Origin of the sequence: Maribacter aurantiacus (genome assembly GCF_005780245.1) — a bacterium.
In the GTDB taxonomy this organism is placed as follows: Bacteria; Bacteroidota; Bacteroidia; order Flavobacteriales; family Flavobacteriaceae; genus Maribacter; species Maribacter flavus.
Genome location: NZ_VBUK01000016.1, coordinates 37434 through 55340 on the forward strand (window position 1 = coordinate 37434; position 17907 = coordinate 55340).

The window sequence follows — 17907 nt, forward strand, 5'->3', positions numbered from 1 at the left end:
AACATTTCCTTTTGTAGAGGTATTTAACTTACCATAACAAATCCCTCGATGAGGGTTTCATGGTCTTCATTTAAATACTATTTCATAGGATGTTCCTTCAACAATTCATCCGGGGTGTAAAAATCGTTTCGGTCTTTGGTGGCTTCCCTGACACGTTGTACCGTTTCGGGTTGCACGACAGACGCTTTGTTTCCAAATGCATTGCGAACATAGGTCAGTACCGCCGCGATTTCCTCATCGTTCAATAGACCTTTAAAAGGCATCATAGGAACCTGACCGTCATAGTGATTGCCCATGACGTCCATGGGCCCGTACAGGCCATGTAAAGCCAATTTAATAAGTCTTTCTTCATCGCCGGTAACCCATTGTTGATTTACCAAAGTTGGATAGCCAGCCTGTTGAAGACCGGTACCACTTTCTTGGTGGCAGGTAATGCAATAGCCCTCCGTTTCATAAATTTTCTTTCCTTGGGCAAACACCTTTAAATCCTCCCCTTCAAGCGTAGTGATGAGGTTTTCTTCTTCTGTGGTGTCCAAGAAGTTACCGGTAAGTCTTGTTTCGGCGAACTTATAGGAATCTTCCATCCATGTGTCTAAAGGATGTTGACCCGCAATTTCCAGAATTTCCAATCCTTTCTCTTTTGGTAACCAGGAGGCGGCCGTTATCGCTTCCAAGCGTACACGGCCATGTGCATCGGCAGCCGCTGTCTTTAAAAGTTCCTGTGCATTGTCCAGTTGATGTCCCATATATCTGAGAACGCGTACCGAGGCTGCCCTGACCCTATGGTCCTGCGATTGCAGCAGGCTTTCAAGCAGGCTTTTGTCCACCTTGTTCAGTCCCCAGGTTACCCACAAGGCTTCCAATCTGTGGTGTTCAAAATTTTCCTCCGATGCATCTAGGTTGTTTACCCACGTTTTTAATTTTTCCAAAACTTCATCAGTATTTCTGGCCCTAATTTCGCGTCGGGTTCTGTATCGGGTCCTATATTCTGGCAGTTTTAGGTTTTCCAATAAGGTCTCTATGGATGCCCCGTCGATTTTGGCCGGTTCAACTAAAGGTCTGGAAGGATAGGTGATCCGGTAAATCCTGCCGTGGACATGGTCCCTCAAAGGGTCGCGTGCATTGTGCTGCATGTGGCCGATGAGTACATTGTGCCAGTCTACCACATACAGGGAACCATCCGGGGCGAATTCCATTTCTACGGGCCTAAAGTTTTTGTCCGTACTGCTGATGAGGTCCAGCCGATGTTTTGTTTTATATCCCGTACCATCTTCCATCACTTGATGTTGCTTCATTCCCAAAAACCCGATGGAACTTGCCAGAAGCATATCGCCCTGGACTTCGTCCGGAAAATGCCTGCTGGAGATAAATTCCATGCCGGAGGTAGGCCGTACCCGATGCGCTTCCTCGATAAGGTCCTCTGTCAACGGAGATGCTACACCATAAATCGATTTTAAGGTGCTGGGCATCATCCAGTTTACCGTAGGCCCCGAAGTATGTAGGAAAAAGTCCTGTCCCCAGTCGTCAAAAGCGATTCCCCACGGATTGGGAATGCTCACTTGAACGGCTCGCTCCAATTTTTTTCGCTGTGGATTGTATCGGTAAAAGCCTCCATTGGTGCCTCGTACGGGACCGTAGGAAGTCTCCACGTTGGTGTGGAGAAACACTCCTTCGGCCATATAAAAAGCCCCGGAAGGATCCGCACAAAAAGCGGAAATGGCATGATGGGTGTCATGGTCATCAAAACCGCTGAGCAGGATTTCGATATTATCCGCCTTGTCATCGCCATCGGTATCGGTTAAAAGTTTAAGGTTCGTTCCCTGACTCAGGTACACACCCTCTGGGGCAAACTCAAAACCTATGGGCAAATGAAGGCTGTCCGCAAAAACCGTTTGCTTATCCGCTTTTCCATCGTTATCGGTATCCTCAAGAATGATCAGTTTATCGTTCGGTTTGGCATCGCCTACACGATAATGTGGATAGGAGGGCAGGGTAGCCACCCATAATCGGCCTTTATTATCGAAGGAGATTTGTGCGGGGTTGGCCAAATCCGGAAACTCCTTTTCGGAAGCGAACAACTCCACTTTATATCCCTCCGGGACCGTGAGTGTTTCCAATGCGTCCTCCCCGTATTTGTAACTGATCATTTCTCCTTCGTCCGCTAGATTGTAATTTGTTTCTACTTCGGGGAGTACCGTGGTCCTGGCATCGGCCATAGAAATATCATAATTCTTATTTTGAAGGATGGACCAGATGGCGGTATCCCGGATTGCGGTCATTTCCCTGATCTTCAATTTTTCATAGGGATAATTATCGGGTCCAAACGGGTCGTACCTCCTTCCATAGGCGTGCACCCCGTTGGGAATTTTATAGTCATTATGCCAATAGAAATTCTTTTCGTTAACCATTTTGTTGATGGCCGTTCGTTTGGAGGCGCTACCGGCTTCGGGGATTCCTGTAAGCTGTTCCACAAGGTAGGCAGCAAATTTTTGATACCCTTTTTCATTTAACTGCGAACCATCTATCGTGTAGTCATCGCTATCTACAAACCACTTCAAGGTTGGCGTATATACATCCAAAAAGGGCACTTGGTTCTTTAGACTTACCTCTTTGATGGCATCTGTATACAACTTAAGATTTTCATTCTCCTTTTGACCGTTGGGTAGGTCCATCTTTTGGGAAAGGTCCTCAAAAGCGATGGGTGAGATAAGGACCAGTTTTGGACTCGTTTTTCCATTATAGGCCTGATTCTTGGTGTGTTGGATAAAGGCCTCCAATTCACCTTTAAAATTATCCAACCCCTCCGGACCTTCAAAGGATTCGTTGTAGCCAAAGAATCCAAGAACGATATCCGCCTCCAATTGTGTCAACCATTCATCCGGTGAGGGGAAGAATCCTTCGCTTCCGGAATTTTGGGCCAGTTCCGTTTGGAATTTCTCCGCGCCCGGAAACGCCCATGGATTGTTTCTGGACGAATGTGGCCTGAACCCGGGGGTGTTTCCGCCATCGCACATGTTCCGTATCCGCAGGGAGTCCTCTGGGAATCTCAATTGCATTTCGGTCTCAAAAAAACCGTAATTCAGCATTCTGGAACCTAGGTTGTTGCCAATAAGAACGATGCTGCTTTTAGGATTTATTTCGACTAAAGGCTCTTTTTGATTTTTACAGGCGGCAAGGAAAATCAATAAAAATACTAACGGGTAGGTAAACTGGCGTTTCATTGGTTGAATATAAGTGCAATTAAATATAGTCATTATGTTGAACTACCTCAAAAAGAACAACAACTAACAGTTGCGTATAGAAACAAATAGACCTGACAGGTTTTAAAACCTGTCAGGTCCAGTTTTTCAAATTTTAGTCGTGTTTCAAGGTGGGCACTGGATGAATTAAAAATCCCGGTAATCCCCAGCCAAATATTGATTGGCCTCCTCTTCGGCGAATTTTGCGTTTTGGGCATCCCAATGTAGGGTTTGGTTGGGAAACCTTCCGGCAATCACGCCCAAAAGGATAGTTTCCGTAAGCCTTGAGGCATAGGAAAAGGGTGCACTACATTCCGCTTCGCCCAAACAGGCATCCACAAATTGGTGGTAATGTTTTGGCCCCTCCGAAGCATAATCCCTAATGGGTTTCCCCATATTGTTCGCTTGCTCCACTTGCGCAATTTCTTCGGAAATATCCACATATTCCCCATCCACTATTTTCTGTGGAAGCTGCATGAAGTGCGGCAGTAGGAGTCGGCCCTTATCGCCAACGAACATAGCCCCCTGCTCAGGGAGTTGTCCCGCTTCGGCAATTCCGGCATCCAAGGAAATTTTATTTTCTTCGGATTCTTCTTGGTTCGCATTGGAACTTTCTCCCGTACTAGCAACGCTATTCGGTAGTTTTAGGTCCTCGTGCATTTCCGGTGCTCCAGGTCCGTCATACCATATCCATTTTAAGGATTCCGCCGTATGCTTGGTGCCGGGGAATTCGTAGGTAACGATATTTTTTTCAGGGAACCCAAAACCGTTCGGTTCCCTACATTCATTTTTGATGGTTCTGGGAACGCCCAATTCCAGTGCGTTATATGGGGTATCAAAAATGTGAACACCCATATCGCCCAAGGTTCCACACCCATAGTCTACCAACTTTCTCCAGTTTCCGGGGTGATAGACTCCTTCCTTATAAGGCCTTTTTGCCGATGTTCCCAGCCAAAGGTTCCAGTTGAGCGTTTCGGGTACCGGGTCAAAACCTTCGGGTTCCGGTCCGTCATATCCCCAGTTTTTGGGCGACCAGGCATGTACCGTATGAACCTTTCCAATGATGCCCGACTGTATCAAAAGCGTAGCCAGTTTATAATCGTAAAAGGAATGTACCTGTATTCCCATTTGAGTGACAAGGCCTTTTTCGGCTGCCAATTTGTTCATCGCCCTGGCTTCGGAAACATAATGGGTCAAGGGTTTTTGGCAATACACGGCCTTATCCATGTTCATGGCCATCATGGATGCGGGTGCATGGGTATGGTCTGGCGTACTTACGATTACGGCATCTATCTCATTACCAATTTCTTCCAACATAACCCTATAATCCGTATAGGTCTTTGCATTGGGATGCAACTTTTTGGCTGCTGCCAGATTGTTGGCATCCACATCGCATAGGGCGGTAACATCCACTTTGGGGTGCGAGGAAATATCCCTCAAATCCTCTCCTCCCATATTGCCTACACCAATATGCGCGGTTCTGAGTCGGGTTAATGGAGCTTTTACCACCTCTTTTTGTTCTTCCTTGCAGGCGATTAAAATTGATGGCATGATAGCCGTGGAGGAGGCCAGTATAGCCGATTTTTTTAAAAATTCCCTTTTTTTCATTTTGTTGGTCTATAATTTTTTGATTTTGATATTTCGAAACCAGATCGGACTGGAATGGTCTTGAAGGCCGATATATCCCGTTTTGTATTTTCCGTAGTCCTCGCTATTTTTCCATTTGTCCGAATTCTTGCGTTCGTACCAATCTTCGGACCATGGAACGAAGGACAATACCATTTGGCCGTTCAGCCAGTGCTCCACTTTTTCCGGGGTGAAGACAATCTTGGTAGCGTTCCATTCCCCTACGGGATGCAGTATTTTTTTGCTAGCATCTGCGGCGTGCATGGCATAGTCCGAAGCTGTTTGTTGTAGCGGCTTTAGTTCTTCCGGTTTTTCCGTGTAGCCCAGGCTCTTGTTGTATTCGGTAAGGTCGTGGATTTTGGCGTAGTTTTCATCATCGATCAATTGATATTCCGGAGCAACTTCCGGGGGACCGCCATAGCCTTCCTTTAGGTGGTAAAAAATTCCGCTATTACCGCCTTCCGGTAACTTCCATTCTAGATACAGTTCAAAATTTTCGAACTCTTCCGCACCATAAATTATATCCTTTCCCCCAGTGTAATCCTGTTCCAATCCCAATTCCGTATCAAAAGTGAGTGCGCCATCCTTCGCGATCCAGCCTGGTGGGAGTTCCTCCCCGTTATAGGCCCGCCATCCTTCGGTACTTTCACCATCGAACAGTACAATCCATTCGTCCGATGTTTCCTGTTCAACGGTTTTCTGGGGGCCGTCATCTTTTTTTTCTGTTTTACAGGAGATGATTAAAATAAAAAGCAGTGGGAGAAACTTGAGCTTATTCATTTCTTGGTTTTGTAAGTTATTTGGTTTGATTGGTAATTTAATAAAAAAAGGATAGCGATACTGACATTTGTCAATATCGCTATCCTAAAATTTATGAATTCTATGTTCTTACCTATGTATCGTTTGGGTCCTGTCCGGTCCCACGGAAACGATCTTAATTGGTACTTCCAATTCTTTTTCCAAAAATGAGATGTATTCTTTTAATGCTTTAGGGAATTGCTCTTCTGTTTCCATTTTGGTTAAATCCTCTGCCCAACCGTCCATTTCAGTGTAAATAGGCTTCACGTTTTCGGCTTCAATATTGAATGGAAGATGCTCGATTTTTTTTCCTTTGTAATTGTAGGCGGTGCATACCTTTAGTTTTTCGAATCCGCTAAGGACATCCCCCTTCATCATCATCAACTCCGTAACACCGTTAATTCGAACGGCATATTTAAGGGCCACCAAATCCAACCAACCACACCTTCTAGGCCTTCCCGTAGTTGCCCCAAATTCATTACCGACACGTCCCATGGTTTCACCAACTTCGTCGAACAGTTCCGTTGGGAAGGGGCCACTTCCAACCCTTGTTGTATACGCCTTGAAAATTCCCTTGACCTCCCCAATTTGGTTGGGAGCAATTCCCAATCCCGTACAGGCTCCTGCCGCCGTAGTGTTGGAAGAAGTTACAAAGGGATAGGTTCCAAAGTCAATGTCCAGTAAGGACCCTTGAGCGCCTTCGGCCAATATCTTTTTACCGGCTTTTTGGGCCTGGTACAGATATTCCTCACTATCAATGAAGGTCAGTTCCTTAAGTTCCTTGACCGCCATAAAAAATTCTGCTTCCAACTCTGCCAGGTCATATTGAATGTCCACATCGTAGAAATTGATCATGGCCTCGTGCTTGTTGGCCAAGCTACGGTATTTTTCCTTCCAATCGTCCAGTTCCAAATCGCCAACGCGCATACCGTTCCTGCCCGTTTTGTCCATATATGTAGGACCGATTCCCTTCAAGGTAGAGCCAATTTTGGCCTTGCCTTTGGCCGCTTCGGATGCTGCGTCCAACAACCGGTGCGTGGGTAATATTAGATGGGCCTTCCTGGAAATCAACAGGATGGACTTTATGTCCAGGTTGAATTTATTTAGGTTGTCCAATTCCTTTTTAAAGATGACAGGGTCAATGACGACGCCGTTTCCAACCACATTTATGGCATTTTCATGGAAAATTCCGGAGGGGATGGTATGTAGAACGTGTTTGATACCGTCGAATTCCAAGGTGTGCCCGGCATTGGGACCTCCTTGAAATCGGGCGATTATGTCATAATTTTTTGTGAGTACATCAACAATTTTTCCTTTTCCTTCGTCCCCCCATTGTAGGCCCAACAATAAATCTACTGCCATTTAAAATAAACTTGCTTGGTTAGTTATTTGTGTTTTCTGAATTATTTTTTACTCCATAAAAATAGAGCGAATGTGTATTTATCTTAATATCGAATACTTCCTCTATCGTTTTTTTGATGGACTGTATCCGTGGATCGCAAAACTCCATGACTTCACCCGTATCCGTTAGTATTACATGATCGTGCTGCCTGTCAAAGTAGGACTTTTCATATTGTGCCTGGTTTTTTCCAAATTGATGTTTGCGCACCAATTTACAGTCCAACAAAAGCTCAATGGTATTGTACAAAGTGGCCCTGCTAACACGATAGTTTTTGTTCTTCATTTTTATGTAGAGCGATTCAATGTCAAAATGATCCTCACTATCATAAATTTCTTGAAGGATCGCGTAGCGTTCAGGCGTTTTTCTATGTCCGTTTTCCTCCAAAAAAGTGGTAAAGACATTTTTCACTATTTCCTGATTCTTCTCGGAAGCCATACAAATAAAGTTAATGTACAAAGGTACAGTTAAATTTTTATTCCTTTCCAAGAGCCCATTCAAGAATTTATCAAATGTTATCCATGCCCTTGTTAGCGGTCAAAATCGAAATCCAAAGGACTAAAATGCTCTTTTCCGACTATGCAAATAGGATGTCAAATTCCAAATTTAAAATGACTGTAAAACTCTATAGTCGGGTTACTTTGTCTATGCCGTTTATTTGCTGAAGGTTCTCGGTGAGCTTGTTCAGGATACCCTTGTTTTTTACGACTACGGTAATTCTTCCGGTGAAGGTGCCGCCGTCCGTGCTAAAGTTGAGGTTGCGCATGTTTACGTGCATGTTGTCCGATATTACTTCGGTAATCTCACTGACCAGTCCAAGATTGTCGATGCCGGTTAACTGAATATCGGCCTTGAATTCTTCCTGCGTGGAATCTACCCATTTCGCGCTGATGATGCGGTAGGCATAATTCGACTGTAAGGAAATGGCATTGGGACAATTCTTTTTATGCACCTTGATGCCTTCGGATACGCTCACAAACCCAAAAACGTCGTCACCGGGAATGGGGTTGCAGCATTGTGACAGCTTGTAATCCAATTTTTCCTCTTCCTTGCCAAAGACCAAAAGATCGTATTTGGAGGTAATCTCCTCCTTGTCGATATCCTCCGGTGCCGGCGTCCTTCTGATCCTGTTTTTGAAGAAACTGATAAAGGCATTGCTGTAGGAAGATGCAAAATCACGAATCATTTGATTGTCTATGGAACCGATACCCACCCTGTAGAACAGGTCCAAACTCGTCTTCAGCTTGAAAAAAGTCACCATCTTATTGATGGAATCCTCGTTCAAGGTAATTTTTTGCGACTTTAATTTTCTTCGGAGTATCTCCTTGCCTTCCTCCGCAACTGATTTTTTCTCTTCCCGTAAAACCGATTTGATCTTTGCCCTGGCCCTCGCAGTGGTGGCGTAATCCAACCAGTTCTGGTTGGGTTTCGCCTGTTCCGATGTAATGATTTCTACTTGGTCTCCACTATGCAGCGTCGTATTTAGCGGTACCAATTTACCATTGACTTTGGCACCACGGGTGCGCATGCCCACTTCTGTGTGGATGTTGAACGAAAAGTCCAGTGGTGTAGCTCCTTTGGGGAGCGATTTTAATTCGCCTTTTGGAGTAAATACAAAGATTTCTTTGGAATAAAGGTTCAGTTTGAACTCCTCCACAAAATCCACCGCGTTTGAATTGGAATTTTCCAAGGCCTCCTGAAGTTTGTTCAGCCAGACCTCGATTCCCTGTTCCTTTTGGTCGCCGTGCTTGTACTTGAAATGTGCGGCATACCCTTTTTCGGCAATCTCGTGCATGCGCTCGCTTCGTATCTGTACTTCTACCCATTTTCCTTTAGGCCCCATCACGGTGATGTGCAAAGCTTCATAACCTGTTGATTTTGGAGAGGATATCCAATCCCGCAAGCGAACCGGGTTGGGTGTAAAATGATCGGTTACGATGGAGTATATCTTCCAGGCCAAAAACTTTTCGTTCTTGGCATCGGATTTATAAATGATACGGATGGCGAACTTGTCATAGATTTCATCAAAACCTACATTTTGGGTCTTCATTTTACGCCGCATGGAGAAAATGGATTTCATACGGCCTTTGATGTAATAATTGAGCCCTTCCTGTTTCAGGGAATTGTCTATGATATCAGAAAACGCATCTATGTATGCCTGTTGCTCCTCTTTGCTTTCCTCTATTTTACTTTTGATATCATAATAAACCTCAGGTTCCGTATACTTTAGACTCAGGTCCTCCAGTTCCGTTTTGATGTTGTAAAGCCCAATTCTATGCGCCAAAGGGGCATAGATGTACAAGGTCTCGGAGGCTATCTTCACCTGTTTGTGCTCTGGCATGGAATCCATGGTGAGCATGTTATGGTAGCGATCGGCAATCTTTATGATGATGACCCTAACATCGTCGTTCAGGGTCAATAACATTTTTCTAAAGTTCTCCGCCTGTTGGGAGATGTTCATGTCCTTTTTTAGGTGGGATATCTTGGTGAGGCCGTCCACAATACGTGCCACCGTTTCCCCGAACATCCTGTCAATATCGTCCAGTGTGTACGGTGTGTCCTCCACAACGTCGTGCAAAAGGGCTGAGGCAATACTTACAGCATCCAAACCAATTTCCGAAGCAACGATCTTGGCCACGGCAATGGGGTGAAACACATAAGCTTCACCGGATTTTCTCCGTTGTTCCTTATGTGCGTCCACTGCAACTTCAAAGGCACTTCGAATCAATTTCTTATCGTCATCCGTTAAGGTTTGGTAACTGATACGAAGAAGTTCCTTGTACTCTTGTGCGATTAACTTGTTCTCATGTTCTAATGCAGCCTGTGTCATACTTGATTAAAATTAGCACAATCCTAGCTGTTAGACAACAAAAATTATGCCTTTAAATTTCGGATTCTTTCCACCAAAGGTGGATGCGAGTAATGGACAAAAACATAGGTAGGGTGGGGGGTGAGGTTGCTCAAGCTGTTTTTTGAAAGCTTTTTTAGGGAAGTGATCAAGGGAGGTGCCGCAAAGGTGTTTTTTGCAAAATCGTCCGCCTGATATTCGAATTTCCGAGAAAAATAATTCATCAAAAGACCGGTAAGCTCAGAGATGGGACTATACAGGATTCCAAAACCGATCAGCGCCGCGTGAAAACTGGGTCGGTCAACCCCAACGGCCAAGGAAATACTAGGGTTGTTTATGAATAATGAAAGGATAAAGAGCATAAAGCCCGTAAGTAAAACCGATGTTATCAAATTAAAGATGATGTGGTTCTTTTTGTAATGCCCAATTTCATGCGCCAAAACGGCCACAATCTCGTCCTCTTCCAAATCATTGATGAGGGTGTCGTAGAGCGTTATCCTTTTTTCCTTTCCAAACCCGGAAAAGTAGGCGTTCGCCTTGGTCGATCTTTTTGATCCATTGATTACGAAAATATTTTTAAGCTCGAAGCCCACCTTGCTCGCATAAGCCTCTATTTTTTCCTTTAACGAACCGGTCTCCAGGGGTTCCTGTTTGTTGAACAATGGAACAATCAATTTGCTGTAAAACAAATTCATGAAGAAGGTAAAGACGGCGATCAATGCCCAAGTGTAAAGCCAAAAGCCTTTGCCGGCGAACTGAAAAAACCAAATGACCAGGGATAAAAGAATGCCGCCAATGACAATTGTCATCAACCAACTTTTAAGCTTGTCCAAAAGAAAGGTTTTTACCGTTGTTTTGTTAAAACCGAATTTCTCTTCTATTACAAAAGTCTGGTAATAAGATAGGGGCGTACCCAGAAAATCACTGCCGATCATAATGATTCCGAAGAACAGCAGGGCCTGTAGGATTTGGTCGTTGGTAAGATCCCTAACGATGGTATCCACAAAACCGAAACCTCCAAAAACCAAAAAGCCTACAATCAATACAAGTGAAAACACCGAGGTTACAATGCCAAACCTGTAATTGGCCAATTTATATTCCTGTGATTTTTTGTACTCTTCCGGATTGTAGACATCATGTACATCCGCAGGTATGGGATCCCTAAATTTCTTGGCATTGAGATAGTTTAATATTGTGGTAAGAACAAATTCCCCTAAGAGAATTCCCAGAATACAATAAAAAACAACGGTGTGGTCCATAAAGACTTTTGAAATTAACGAACGAATTTTGGTTTTGTTATTCCAATCGTTGACGTTTCGCCTCAAAGATAAGTATTGCCGCGGATACGGAAACATTCATGGAATCGATGGTGCCTTCCATGGGAATGATAATGTTTTGAGTGGAATTTGAAAGCCATTCATCACTGAGGCCACTGTGCTCGGTTCCCACTACAATGGCTGTGGGCCCCTTGTAGTCAATCTCCGTGTAAGGTTTGGAAGCGGATAGTGCGGCACAATATAGGGCAATGTCATTTTCCTTTAAAACTGAAATGATGGTAGCGGTATCGGCCATAAAAATCTTTCTTGAAAAAACACATCCTACACTTGACCGAATGATATTGGGATTGTAAAGATCCGTTTTAGGATTAGCGATAAAGACGGCATCCAGGTTTGCGGCGTCGGCCGTTCTTAAGAGAGCCCCAATATTCCCTGGTTTTTCTGGGGCCTCGGCTACAAGGATCAAGGGGTTTTTGGTTTGAAACGAAACCCCTTCCATGTTGTGGTTCTTGGCTTGGGCTATGGCGATAACGCCTTCCGTCGTATTTCTATACGCCAATTTTCCATAAACCTCGGGACTAACCGAAATCAAAGAAGCCTTCTCTATTTCTAAGGAAGTCTCCAACGTCTCATATGAGATTAGTTCCGGACAAAATAATAAGGTGTCCATGGTATAGTTTCCATGGATCGCGAGTTCAATTTCCTTTCTTCCTTCTAGTACGAAAAGTCCGGATTTCTTTCGTTCCCTGGATTTTTCCTTTAGTGAAAGGGCCTTTTTTATCAGTGGGTTTTGTAGGCTGCTAATGTGTTTTATGTCCTTCATCGGCAACAAAAATAATTTAATCTGTTAACTAAACATGGTATGACCGACCAACTTAAAAACTAATTCCTGAAAATGATAAAACAACTAGTATCAATCTGTATGCTTCTTTTGCTAATCGGCTGTAAAGAGGCTGCCAAAGAGAAGAAGACCAATGAAACCATAGGTAAAACTACCGAGACAAGTAACGAGGTAAGCAGGTATCCGGAAGCGCTAGAACGCATATTTGAAGCCCATGGGACGTACGGGGCATGGAAGGAATACAAAACGCTTTCCTATGAGATAGGGAAAGAAAAAACCCATGAAATCCATGTTGTGGATCTACCTAAAAGAATGGATTTGGTTACCATGGGTGCTGTTCAAATGGGATTCGATGGTACCAAGGTTTGGCTGGCTGACCCGGAAAGAAACTATCAAGGAGATCCCGTATTTTACCACAACCTTATGTTCTATTTTTATGCAATGCCCTTTGTTTTGGGCGATGAAGGTATAAACTATGGGGACACAGCTGATTTAATGGTGGATGGCAAATCCTTTCCCGGGATAAGCGTCACCTATAATTCAGGTGTTGGTACGTCACCCAAGGACGAGTATTACCTTCATTACGACCCGGAGACTTTTCAAATGGCTTGGTTGGGCTATACGGTGACCTATAGAACTGGTGAGGATTCGGATACTATAAAATGGATTCGGTATGATGACTGGCAGAAAGTGGACGACCTTGTTTTGCCTAAATCGATTTCTTGGGTTGCCTATGAAGGCAGGGAGATGGGCGAAATACGAAATACCGTGCAGTTTGAGAATGTGGAATTAAGCAAGGAACCCAAGCCCAATGAATATTATGCAAAGCCCGAAGCCGGGGTTTTTGTCGAAGGAAAATCCCAAGATTGATTTTGTGTTTTTCAAACTTAATGAAAGGTTAAATAGGCCTTTGATTCGTTAGGTTCTTCCAGAATAATAAGTAATTTAGAGGTTCAGGTAAAATGGGCATGCCCATTGGACAAATTGGGTCAAATGGATTTACTTTTTTTTGGAATTGCAAAGGATATTGTTGGAACATCCCAATTGGACATGGATTTTGGGGAAGATGCCCCGAATTCTGTGGCGGAGCTAAAACAAGCCTTAAAAAAAAGATATCCCGAATTTTCGAAGTTGACCTCCTTGGCAATAGCCGTTAACAGCGAATATGCATCCGATGATGTTCAGCTTAAATCAAATGATGAGGTGGCGATAATTCCGCCCGTAAGTGGAGGCTAATGAATAAGATCATTGAAATAGTACAAGATTTGGATACCAACAAAGTGTATCAGGAATTATCCCATCCAAACAGTGGTGGCATCTGCGTCTTTGTAGGTTCTGTCAGGGAGTTTACCAATAACGAGCAAGTGATGGCGCTGGAGTTTGAGACCTACGAATCCATGGCTTTGAAGGAGATGGATAAATTGGCGGATAAAGCTTTTGAGCAATGGAAGTTGAACAAAGTGGTCATCAAACATGCGGTCGGGAAGAAAGAGGTCCAAGATGCGGTGGTCATTGTAGGAGCCTCATCGGCACACAGGTCGGAATGCTTCGAAGCATGTCGGTTCTTAATCGACACCTTAAAGGAAACGGTTCCCATATGGAAAAAGGAACTGTTCAAAAATAAATCGGTCTGGGTTTCTGCCCACCCATGAAAAGGAAGAGAAACCAACCGACTGTTGGCCATTTTGCATTGGCAACGCTAAAGCGTATATTGAAGGAATATGTTGATAGACAATCATAATAGAACAATAAATTACCTAAGATTGGCGGTTACGGACCGTTGTAATCTCAGATGCAACTATTGCATGCCCGCGGAAGGCATCAACTTTGCCAAAAACGATAAACTGCTCACCATTGAAGAATTGAAAAAACTGAGCAGTATTTTGGTAGGTCAGGGAATAGATAAAATCAGGATTACCGGGGGCGAACCTTTTGTGCGAAAGGATTTGATGGAATTGCTAAGATACTTGGCAAAGTTGGATGGTTTAAAGGATATTTCGGCAACCACGAACGCAACCTTGATAGGGCCGTATATCGATGAGCTAAAATCCTTGGGCATCAAAAATATCAATGTGAGCCTGGATGCCATCAACAAAGCAACTTTTGAGAGAATCACTCGCAGGGACCAATACGATACGGTCCATAACAACCTGATTCGTTTGATCAGTGAAGGATTCAACGTACGCATAAATTTTATCGCCCTTGACGGACAAAATACACAGGACATTCTGCCCATTTTGGAGCTGGCGAAGCACTATCCGGTATCGGTTCGGTTTTTGGAGGAAATGCCCTTTAATGGAGGTTCAAAAACCTTCCAAAAAATAACTTGGGACTACAAAAAAATACTGGAGCATATTAGGGAAGCACATCCCGATTTCTACAAACTGGAATCACCAAGCACTTCCACTTCCATAAATTACAAGATACCCGGTCATATGGGAACTTTTGGGGTGATACCTTCGTTTAGCAGGACTTTCTGTGGTACCTGTAACCGACTTAGGGTTTCGGCCACGGGCGATGTTATTACCTGTTTGTATGCAAAACCCAGCGCAAACCTAAGGGACATTATGAGAAGTGAAAATGCGAAATCCAAAGTGGAAGAACAAATTTTGAAAGCTGTTGGCAGTAGGGCAAAAACCGGTTTTGAGGCCCAAGAAAAATATCGGGAAGTCTTTTCCAATTCCATGACATCGATTGGAGGGTAAGCCATGGAGAAAAAATTATCACATATCAATGCATCCGGTAATGCCGAAATGGTAGATGTTTCGGAAAAACAGGTAAGTTCAAGAATTGCCATTGCTTCTGGTAGGGTACTATTTCCTACGGAAGTTTATAAAGAATTGCGGCAGCAGGACTTTTTGGGAAAAAAGGGAAGCATCGTGCAGACTGCAGTGATTGCGGGTATACAGGGTGTCAAGAAAACATCGGAATTGATTCCATTGTGCCATCAGATCAACCTGACAAAAATAGATGTGGACATCGTTCCGGGCGATAATCAATTTCTGATTACCTGTACCGTAAAGTGTGATGGAAAAACTGGTGTGGAGATGGAGGCACTTACCGGCGTTTCCGTGGCCGCCTTAACCTTATATGACATGTGCAAGGCATTGTCCCAGGATATTGTGATTTCTACGATACAGTTGGAAAGAAAATCAGGAGGTAAAAATGACTACGAACGTTAAGATGTATGGATTGGTGCTTTCCGGAGGGAAAAGCACCCGGATGGGTCAGGACAAAGGATTGATTTCCTATCACGGCGTGCCACAAAGGGAATATTTATATCGCCTTTTGGAGGATGTTTGCGACAAAACCTTTATGAGTGTTCGGCACGATCAGCAAGGAGACATTCCGCCCACGCTCAATACCATTTTGGATAAAGACGAATTTCGAGGTCCCTACAATGGATTGTTATCGGCACATAAGGAATACCCAGGTGTTGCATGGTTGGTTTTGGCATGTGACCTTCCTTTGATAGACAAGGAATCCCTCATGGAATTGATAGGAAAAAGGGACACCAAAAAGATGGCCACCGCCTTTGCACAAAGGGAAAATCCGCTACCCGAACCTTTGTGCGCCATTTGGGAGCCCGAAGCCTTACGAACTTCGATTGCATATTTGGAAGCGGGCAATGGTACCTGTCCCCGAAAGTTTTTGATCAATAATGATGTACTGCTCGTATTTCCTAAAAGACCGGAAGTGTTGTTGAATGCCAACTCCCAAGAGGAGTATAAGGAAGCGGTACAAAAACTGGAAGCCTAATGGAAGGTAGGTACCATAGACAGACCATTTTGCCCGGTTTCGGGGAAAGGGGGCAAGCGGCTTTGGCAAAGGCCAGGATTCTTGTGGTAGGAGCCGGAGGCCTAGGCGTGCCCGTAATGACCTATCTGAATGCCATGGGAGTGGGCACCTTGGGAATAGTGGATGCCGATCTGGTTTCCAAGTCCAATTTACACAGACAAGTACTCTACACGGAGGCCATGAAAGGTAAGTCAAAAGTGGAAATGGCAAAAGAACGATTATCGGCACAGAATACAACCACTTCAATCCATATCTATAAAACCTTTTTAGCACCGGATAATGCCGAAAAAATTATTGAAAATTATGATGTGGTAGTTGATGCTACCGATAATTTCCCTACTCGATATCTCATAAATGACGTTTGCGTACTTCAAAAAAAGCCTTTTGTATATGGTGCTTTGCACGGTTTTGAGGGACAGGTAAGTGTTTTTAATTACAACAATGGTCCTACATATCGATGTTTGTTCCCAAATATGCCAAAGGCCGATGAGGTTCCCAATTGCAACGAACATGGTGTCCTGGGAATTCTTCCTGGGATTATTGGCAATTTACAGGCCTTGGAAGTTGTAAAGATTGTCTGCGGACTGGGCGGTGTACTAGCAGGGGTTTTGTTACTCTATGATGCGCTGTCGCAACGTATGCAACGCATGAAATTCGGACTAAATCCTGACAATCTAAAAATAAACGGGGTCCAGGATTCTTATAATTTTGATTGCGAAGTAGTATTGGAGTCCGTTGAGGCAGTTGGAATCCAAAACCTTATAAAGGATAAAAAAGTGTTGCTTTTGGATGTTAGGACGGAGCGGGAATTCCATAGGAAGCATATTGACGGTGCTAAAAATATTCCATTGGATGAATTGGAAAAAAGAGCAGGGGAGGTGGCCATTGAAAAACCGGTGTATGTTATTTGTCAGTCGGGTATACGTAGTAGGAAGGCCGTTTTAATGTTGCAGGAATTGTCTCCGGAAGGAAAATATATCAACGTGGCCGGAGGTATGAACCAATTGAACTCCTATGCAACTACCTATTGAGCAATTCGCACTCTTATGTTGCGGTTTTTTTGTGGTGGCAGCCTTATACTCTTCCGTGGGATTTGGAGGTGGATCCAGTTACCTGGCCCTCTTAACCCTATTTTTAGGAAGTTTTTTTGCAATACGATCCATTGCACTTATTTGTAATCTGGTGGTGGTTTCTGGGAGCACCTATCTTTATTTTAAGAACGGACACGCCAAGTTGAAGGATTTTCTCCCTTTTATAATTACTAGTATTCCTTTGGCCTTTCTTGGAGCGTCGTTCCGCTTAAAGGAAAATATATTCTTTATTATTCTGGGTATCTCCTTGATTCTTTCGGCAACCTTTTTGGTATTGCAAACCTTTAATTGGGCAAAGTCGGTACCGGAGACCAAAAAATATCCGGGTTACCTGAGCTATTTTTTAGGGGCCGGAATAGGTTTTCTATCGGGTTTGGTAGGAATTGGCGGGGGTATATTCCTGGCACCGATCTTAAACCATTTACGTTGGGACAAGGCCATTAAAATAGCGGCCTTGGCCAGTTTCTTTATTTTGGTCAATTCGGTATCGGGACTCATGGGATTGGTAACAAGTGATTCCTTGTTCCTCCCTTGGTTGGAAACCCTATGTCTTGGAATTGCCGTGCTATTGGGAGGTCAGTTGGGAATACGTATCAGTTTGAAGCGACTTTCCGCGAACGGTATCAAACGGGTAACGGCACTATTGGTCCTGATTGTGGGAATTAGGGTGCTTTTGGTAAATGGATTCGGTGTCCTTTAAAATGAAAAGTGAAAAGTGAAAAATGGAAATTTAGAAGTAAGAATATAGATTTTAGAATGAAGTTAAACCTCAAATCTGAACCTTGAATTCTAGTGAAATAGTTGGATAGTGAAATAGTGAAATGTCACTTGAACTAAAAGCGAACAACCACCAACTAACAACGAAAAACGAACAACGAAAAGTGAAAAATTGAAATGAAAAATAATTTTTTTTGCTAAAGGCTAAAGGCTAAAGGCTAAAGGCTAAAGGCTAAAGGCTAAAGGCTAAAGGCTAAAGGCTAAAGGCTAAAG

General features: G+C 43.7%; 16 protein-coding genes. 8 read left to right on the forward strand and 8 right to left on the reverse strand.

Annotation, left to right across the window (positions count from 1 at the left end; all coding sequences use genetic code 11):
• Window positions 1-77: 77 nt before the first annotated feature.
• The 8 genes from FEK29_RS17370 to FEK29_RS17405 form a co-directional block, all read right to left on the reverse strand.
• Window positions 78-3221 carry a PVC-type heme-binding CxxCH protein gene (locus FEK29_RS17370; RefSeq protein ID WP_138259704.1) on the reverse strand — a complete coding sequence of 1048 codons (3144 nt, stop codon included), beginning with the start codon at window positions 3219-3221 and terminating at the stop codon, window positions 78-80.
• A 165-nt stretch (window positions 3222-3386) separates the two neighbouring features.
• Window positions 3387-4847, reverse strand: coding sequence for a Gfo/Idh/MocA family protein (locus FEK29_RS17375; RefSeq protein WP_138259705.1), 1461 nt, complete (start codon window positions 4845-4847; stop codon window positions 3387-3389).
• Between the two features lie 9 nt (window positions 4848-4856).
• Window positions 4857-5645, reverse strand: a complete 789-nt coding sequence (locus tag FEK29_RS17380; protein WP_138259706.1) for a 3-keto-disaccharide hydrolase — start codon at window positions 5643-5645, stop codon at window positions 4857-4859.
• Window positions 5646-5753: 108 nt separating this feature from the next.
• Window positions 5754-7025, reverse strand: coding sequence for an adenylosuccinate synthase (locus FEK29_RS17385; RefSeq protein ID WP_138259707.1), 1272 nt, complete (start codon window positions 7023-7025; stop codon window positions 5754-5756).
• 19 nt (window positions 7026-7044) lie between these two features.
• Window positions 7045-7500, reverse strand: a complete 456-nt coding sequence (locus FEK29_RS17390) for a Fur family transcriptional regulator (protein ID WP_138259708.1) — start codon at window positions 7498-7500, stop codon at window positions 7045-7047.
• A gap of 187 nt (window positions 7501-7687) precedes the next feature.
• Window positions 7688-9892, reverse strand: a complete 2205-nt coding sequence (locus FEK29_RS17395) for a RelA/SpoT family protein (RefSeq protein ID WP_138259709.1) — start codon at window positions 9890-9892, stop codon at window positions 7688-7690.
• 44 nt (window positions 9893-9936) lie between these two features.
• Window positions 9937-11169, reverse strand: a complete 1233-nt coding sequence (locus FEK29_RS17400) for a M48 family metallopeptidase (RefSeq protein WP_138259710.1) — start codon at window positions 11167-11169, stop codon at window positions 9937-9939.
• A 37-nt stretch (window positions 11170-11206) separates the two neighbouring features.
• Window positions 11207-12010: a TrmH family RNA methyltransferase gene (locus FEK29_RS17405; protein WP_138259711.1), complete on the reverse strand. Its 804-nt coding sequence runs from the start codon at window positions 12008-12010 to the stop codon at window positions 11207-11209.
• A 72-nt stretch (window positions 12011-12082) separates the two neighbouring features.
• Between FEK29_RS17405 and FEK29_RS17410 the strand changes: the two genes are divergently transcribed.
• The 8 genes from FEK29_RS17410 (at window position 12083) to FEK29_RS17445 (ending at window position 17617) form a co-directional block, all read left to right on the forward strand.
• A complete protein-coding gene (locus FEK29_RS17410) occupies window positions 12083-12898 on the forward strand; it encodes a DUF6503 family protein (protein ID WP_138259712.1) in 816 nt (271 codons plus the stop codon).
• Between the two features lie 123 nt (window positions 12899-13021).
• On the forward strand, window positions 13022-13264 hold the full coding sequence (locus FEK29_RS17415) for a MoaD/ThiS family protein (RefSeq protein WP_138259713.1): 243 nt from the start codon (window positions 13022-13024) through the stop codon (window positions 13262-13264).
• A complete protein-coding gene (locus FEK29_RS17420; protein ID WP_138259714.1) occupies window positions 13264-13680 on the forward strand; it encodes a molybdenum cofactor biosynthesis protein MoaE in 417 nt (138 codons plus the stop codon). Before FEK29_RS17415 ends, FEK29_RS17420 begins: the two co-directional genes overlap by 1 nt.
• A gap of 69 nt (window positions 13681-13749) precedes the next feature.
• A complete protein-coding gene (gene moaA / locus FEK29_RS17425) occupies window positions 13750-14733 on the forward strand; it encodes a GTP 3',8-cyclase MoaA (RefSeq protein ID WP_138259715.1) in 984 nt (327 codons plus the stop codon).
• A gap of 3 nt (window positions 14734-14736) precedes the next feature.
• Entirely contained in the window at window positions 14737-15210 is a 474-nt protein-coding gene (gene moaC, locus FEK29_RS17430) for a cyclic pyranopterin monophosphate synthase MoaC (RefSeq protein WP_138259716.1), read from the forward strand.
• Complete coding sequence (gene mobA / locus FEK29_RS17435; protein ID WP_138259717.1) at window positions 15194-15787, forward strand: molybdenum cofactor guanylyltransferase; 594 nt, start codon at window positions 15194-15196, stop codon at window positions 15785-15787. The genes moaC and mobA overlap by 17 nt, the downstream gene beginning before the upstream one ends.
• Window positions 15787-16857, forward strand: coding sequence for a HesA/MoeB/ThiF family protein (locus tag FEK29_RS17440; RefSeq protein ID WP_138259718.1), 1071 nt, complete (start codon window positions 15787-15789; stop codon window positions 16855-16857). Before mobA ends, FEK29_RS17440 begins: the two co-directional genes overlap by 1 nt.
• Window positions 16841-17617, forward strand: coding sequence for a sulfite exporter TauE/SafE family protein (locus FEK29_RS17445; RefSeq protein WP_138259719.1), 777 nt, complete (start codon window positions 16841-16843; stop codon window positions 17615-17617). Before FEK29_RS17440 ends, FEK29_RS17445 begins: the two co-directional genes overlap by 17 nt.
• The last annotated feature ends 290 nt before the right edge of the window (window positions 17618-17907 follow it).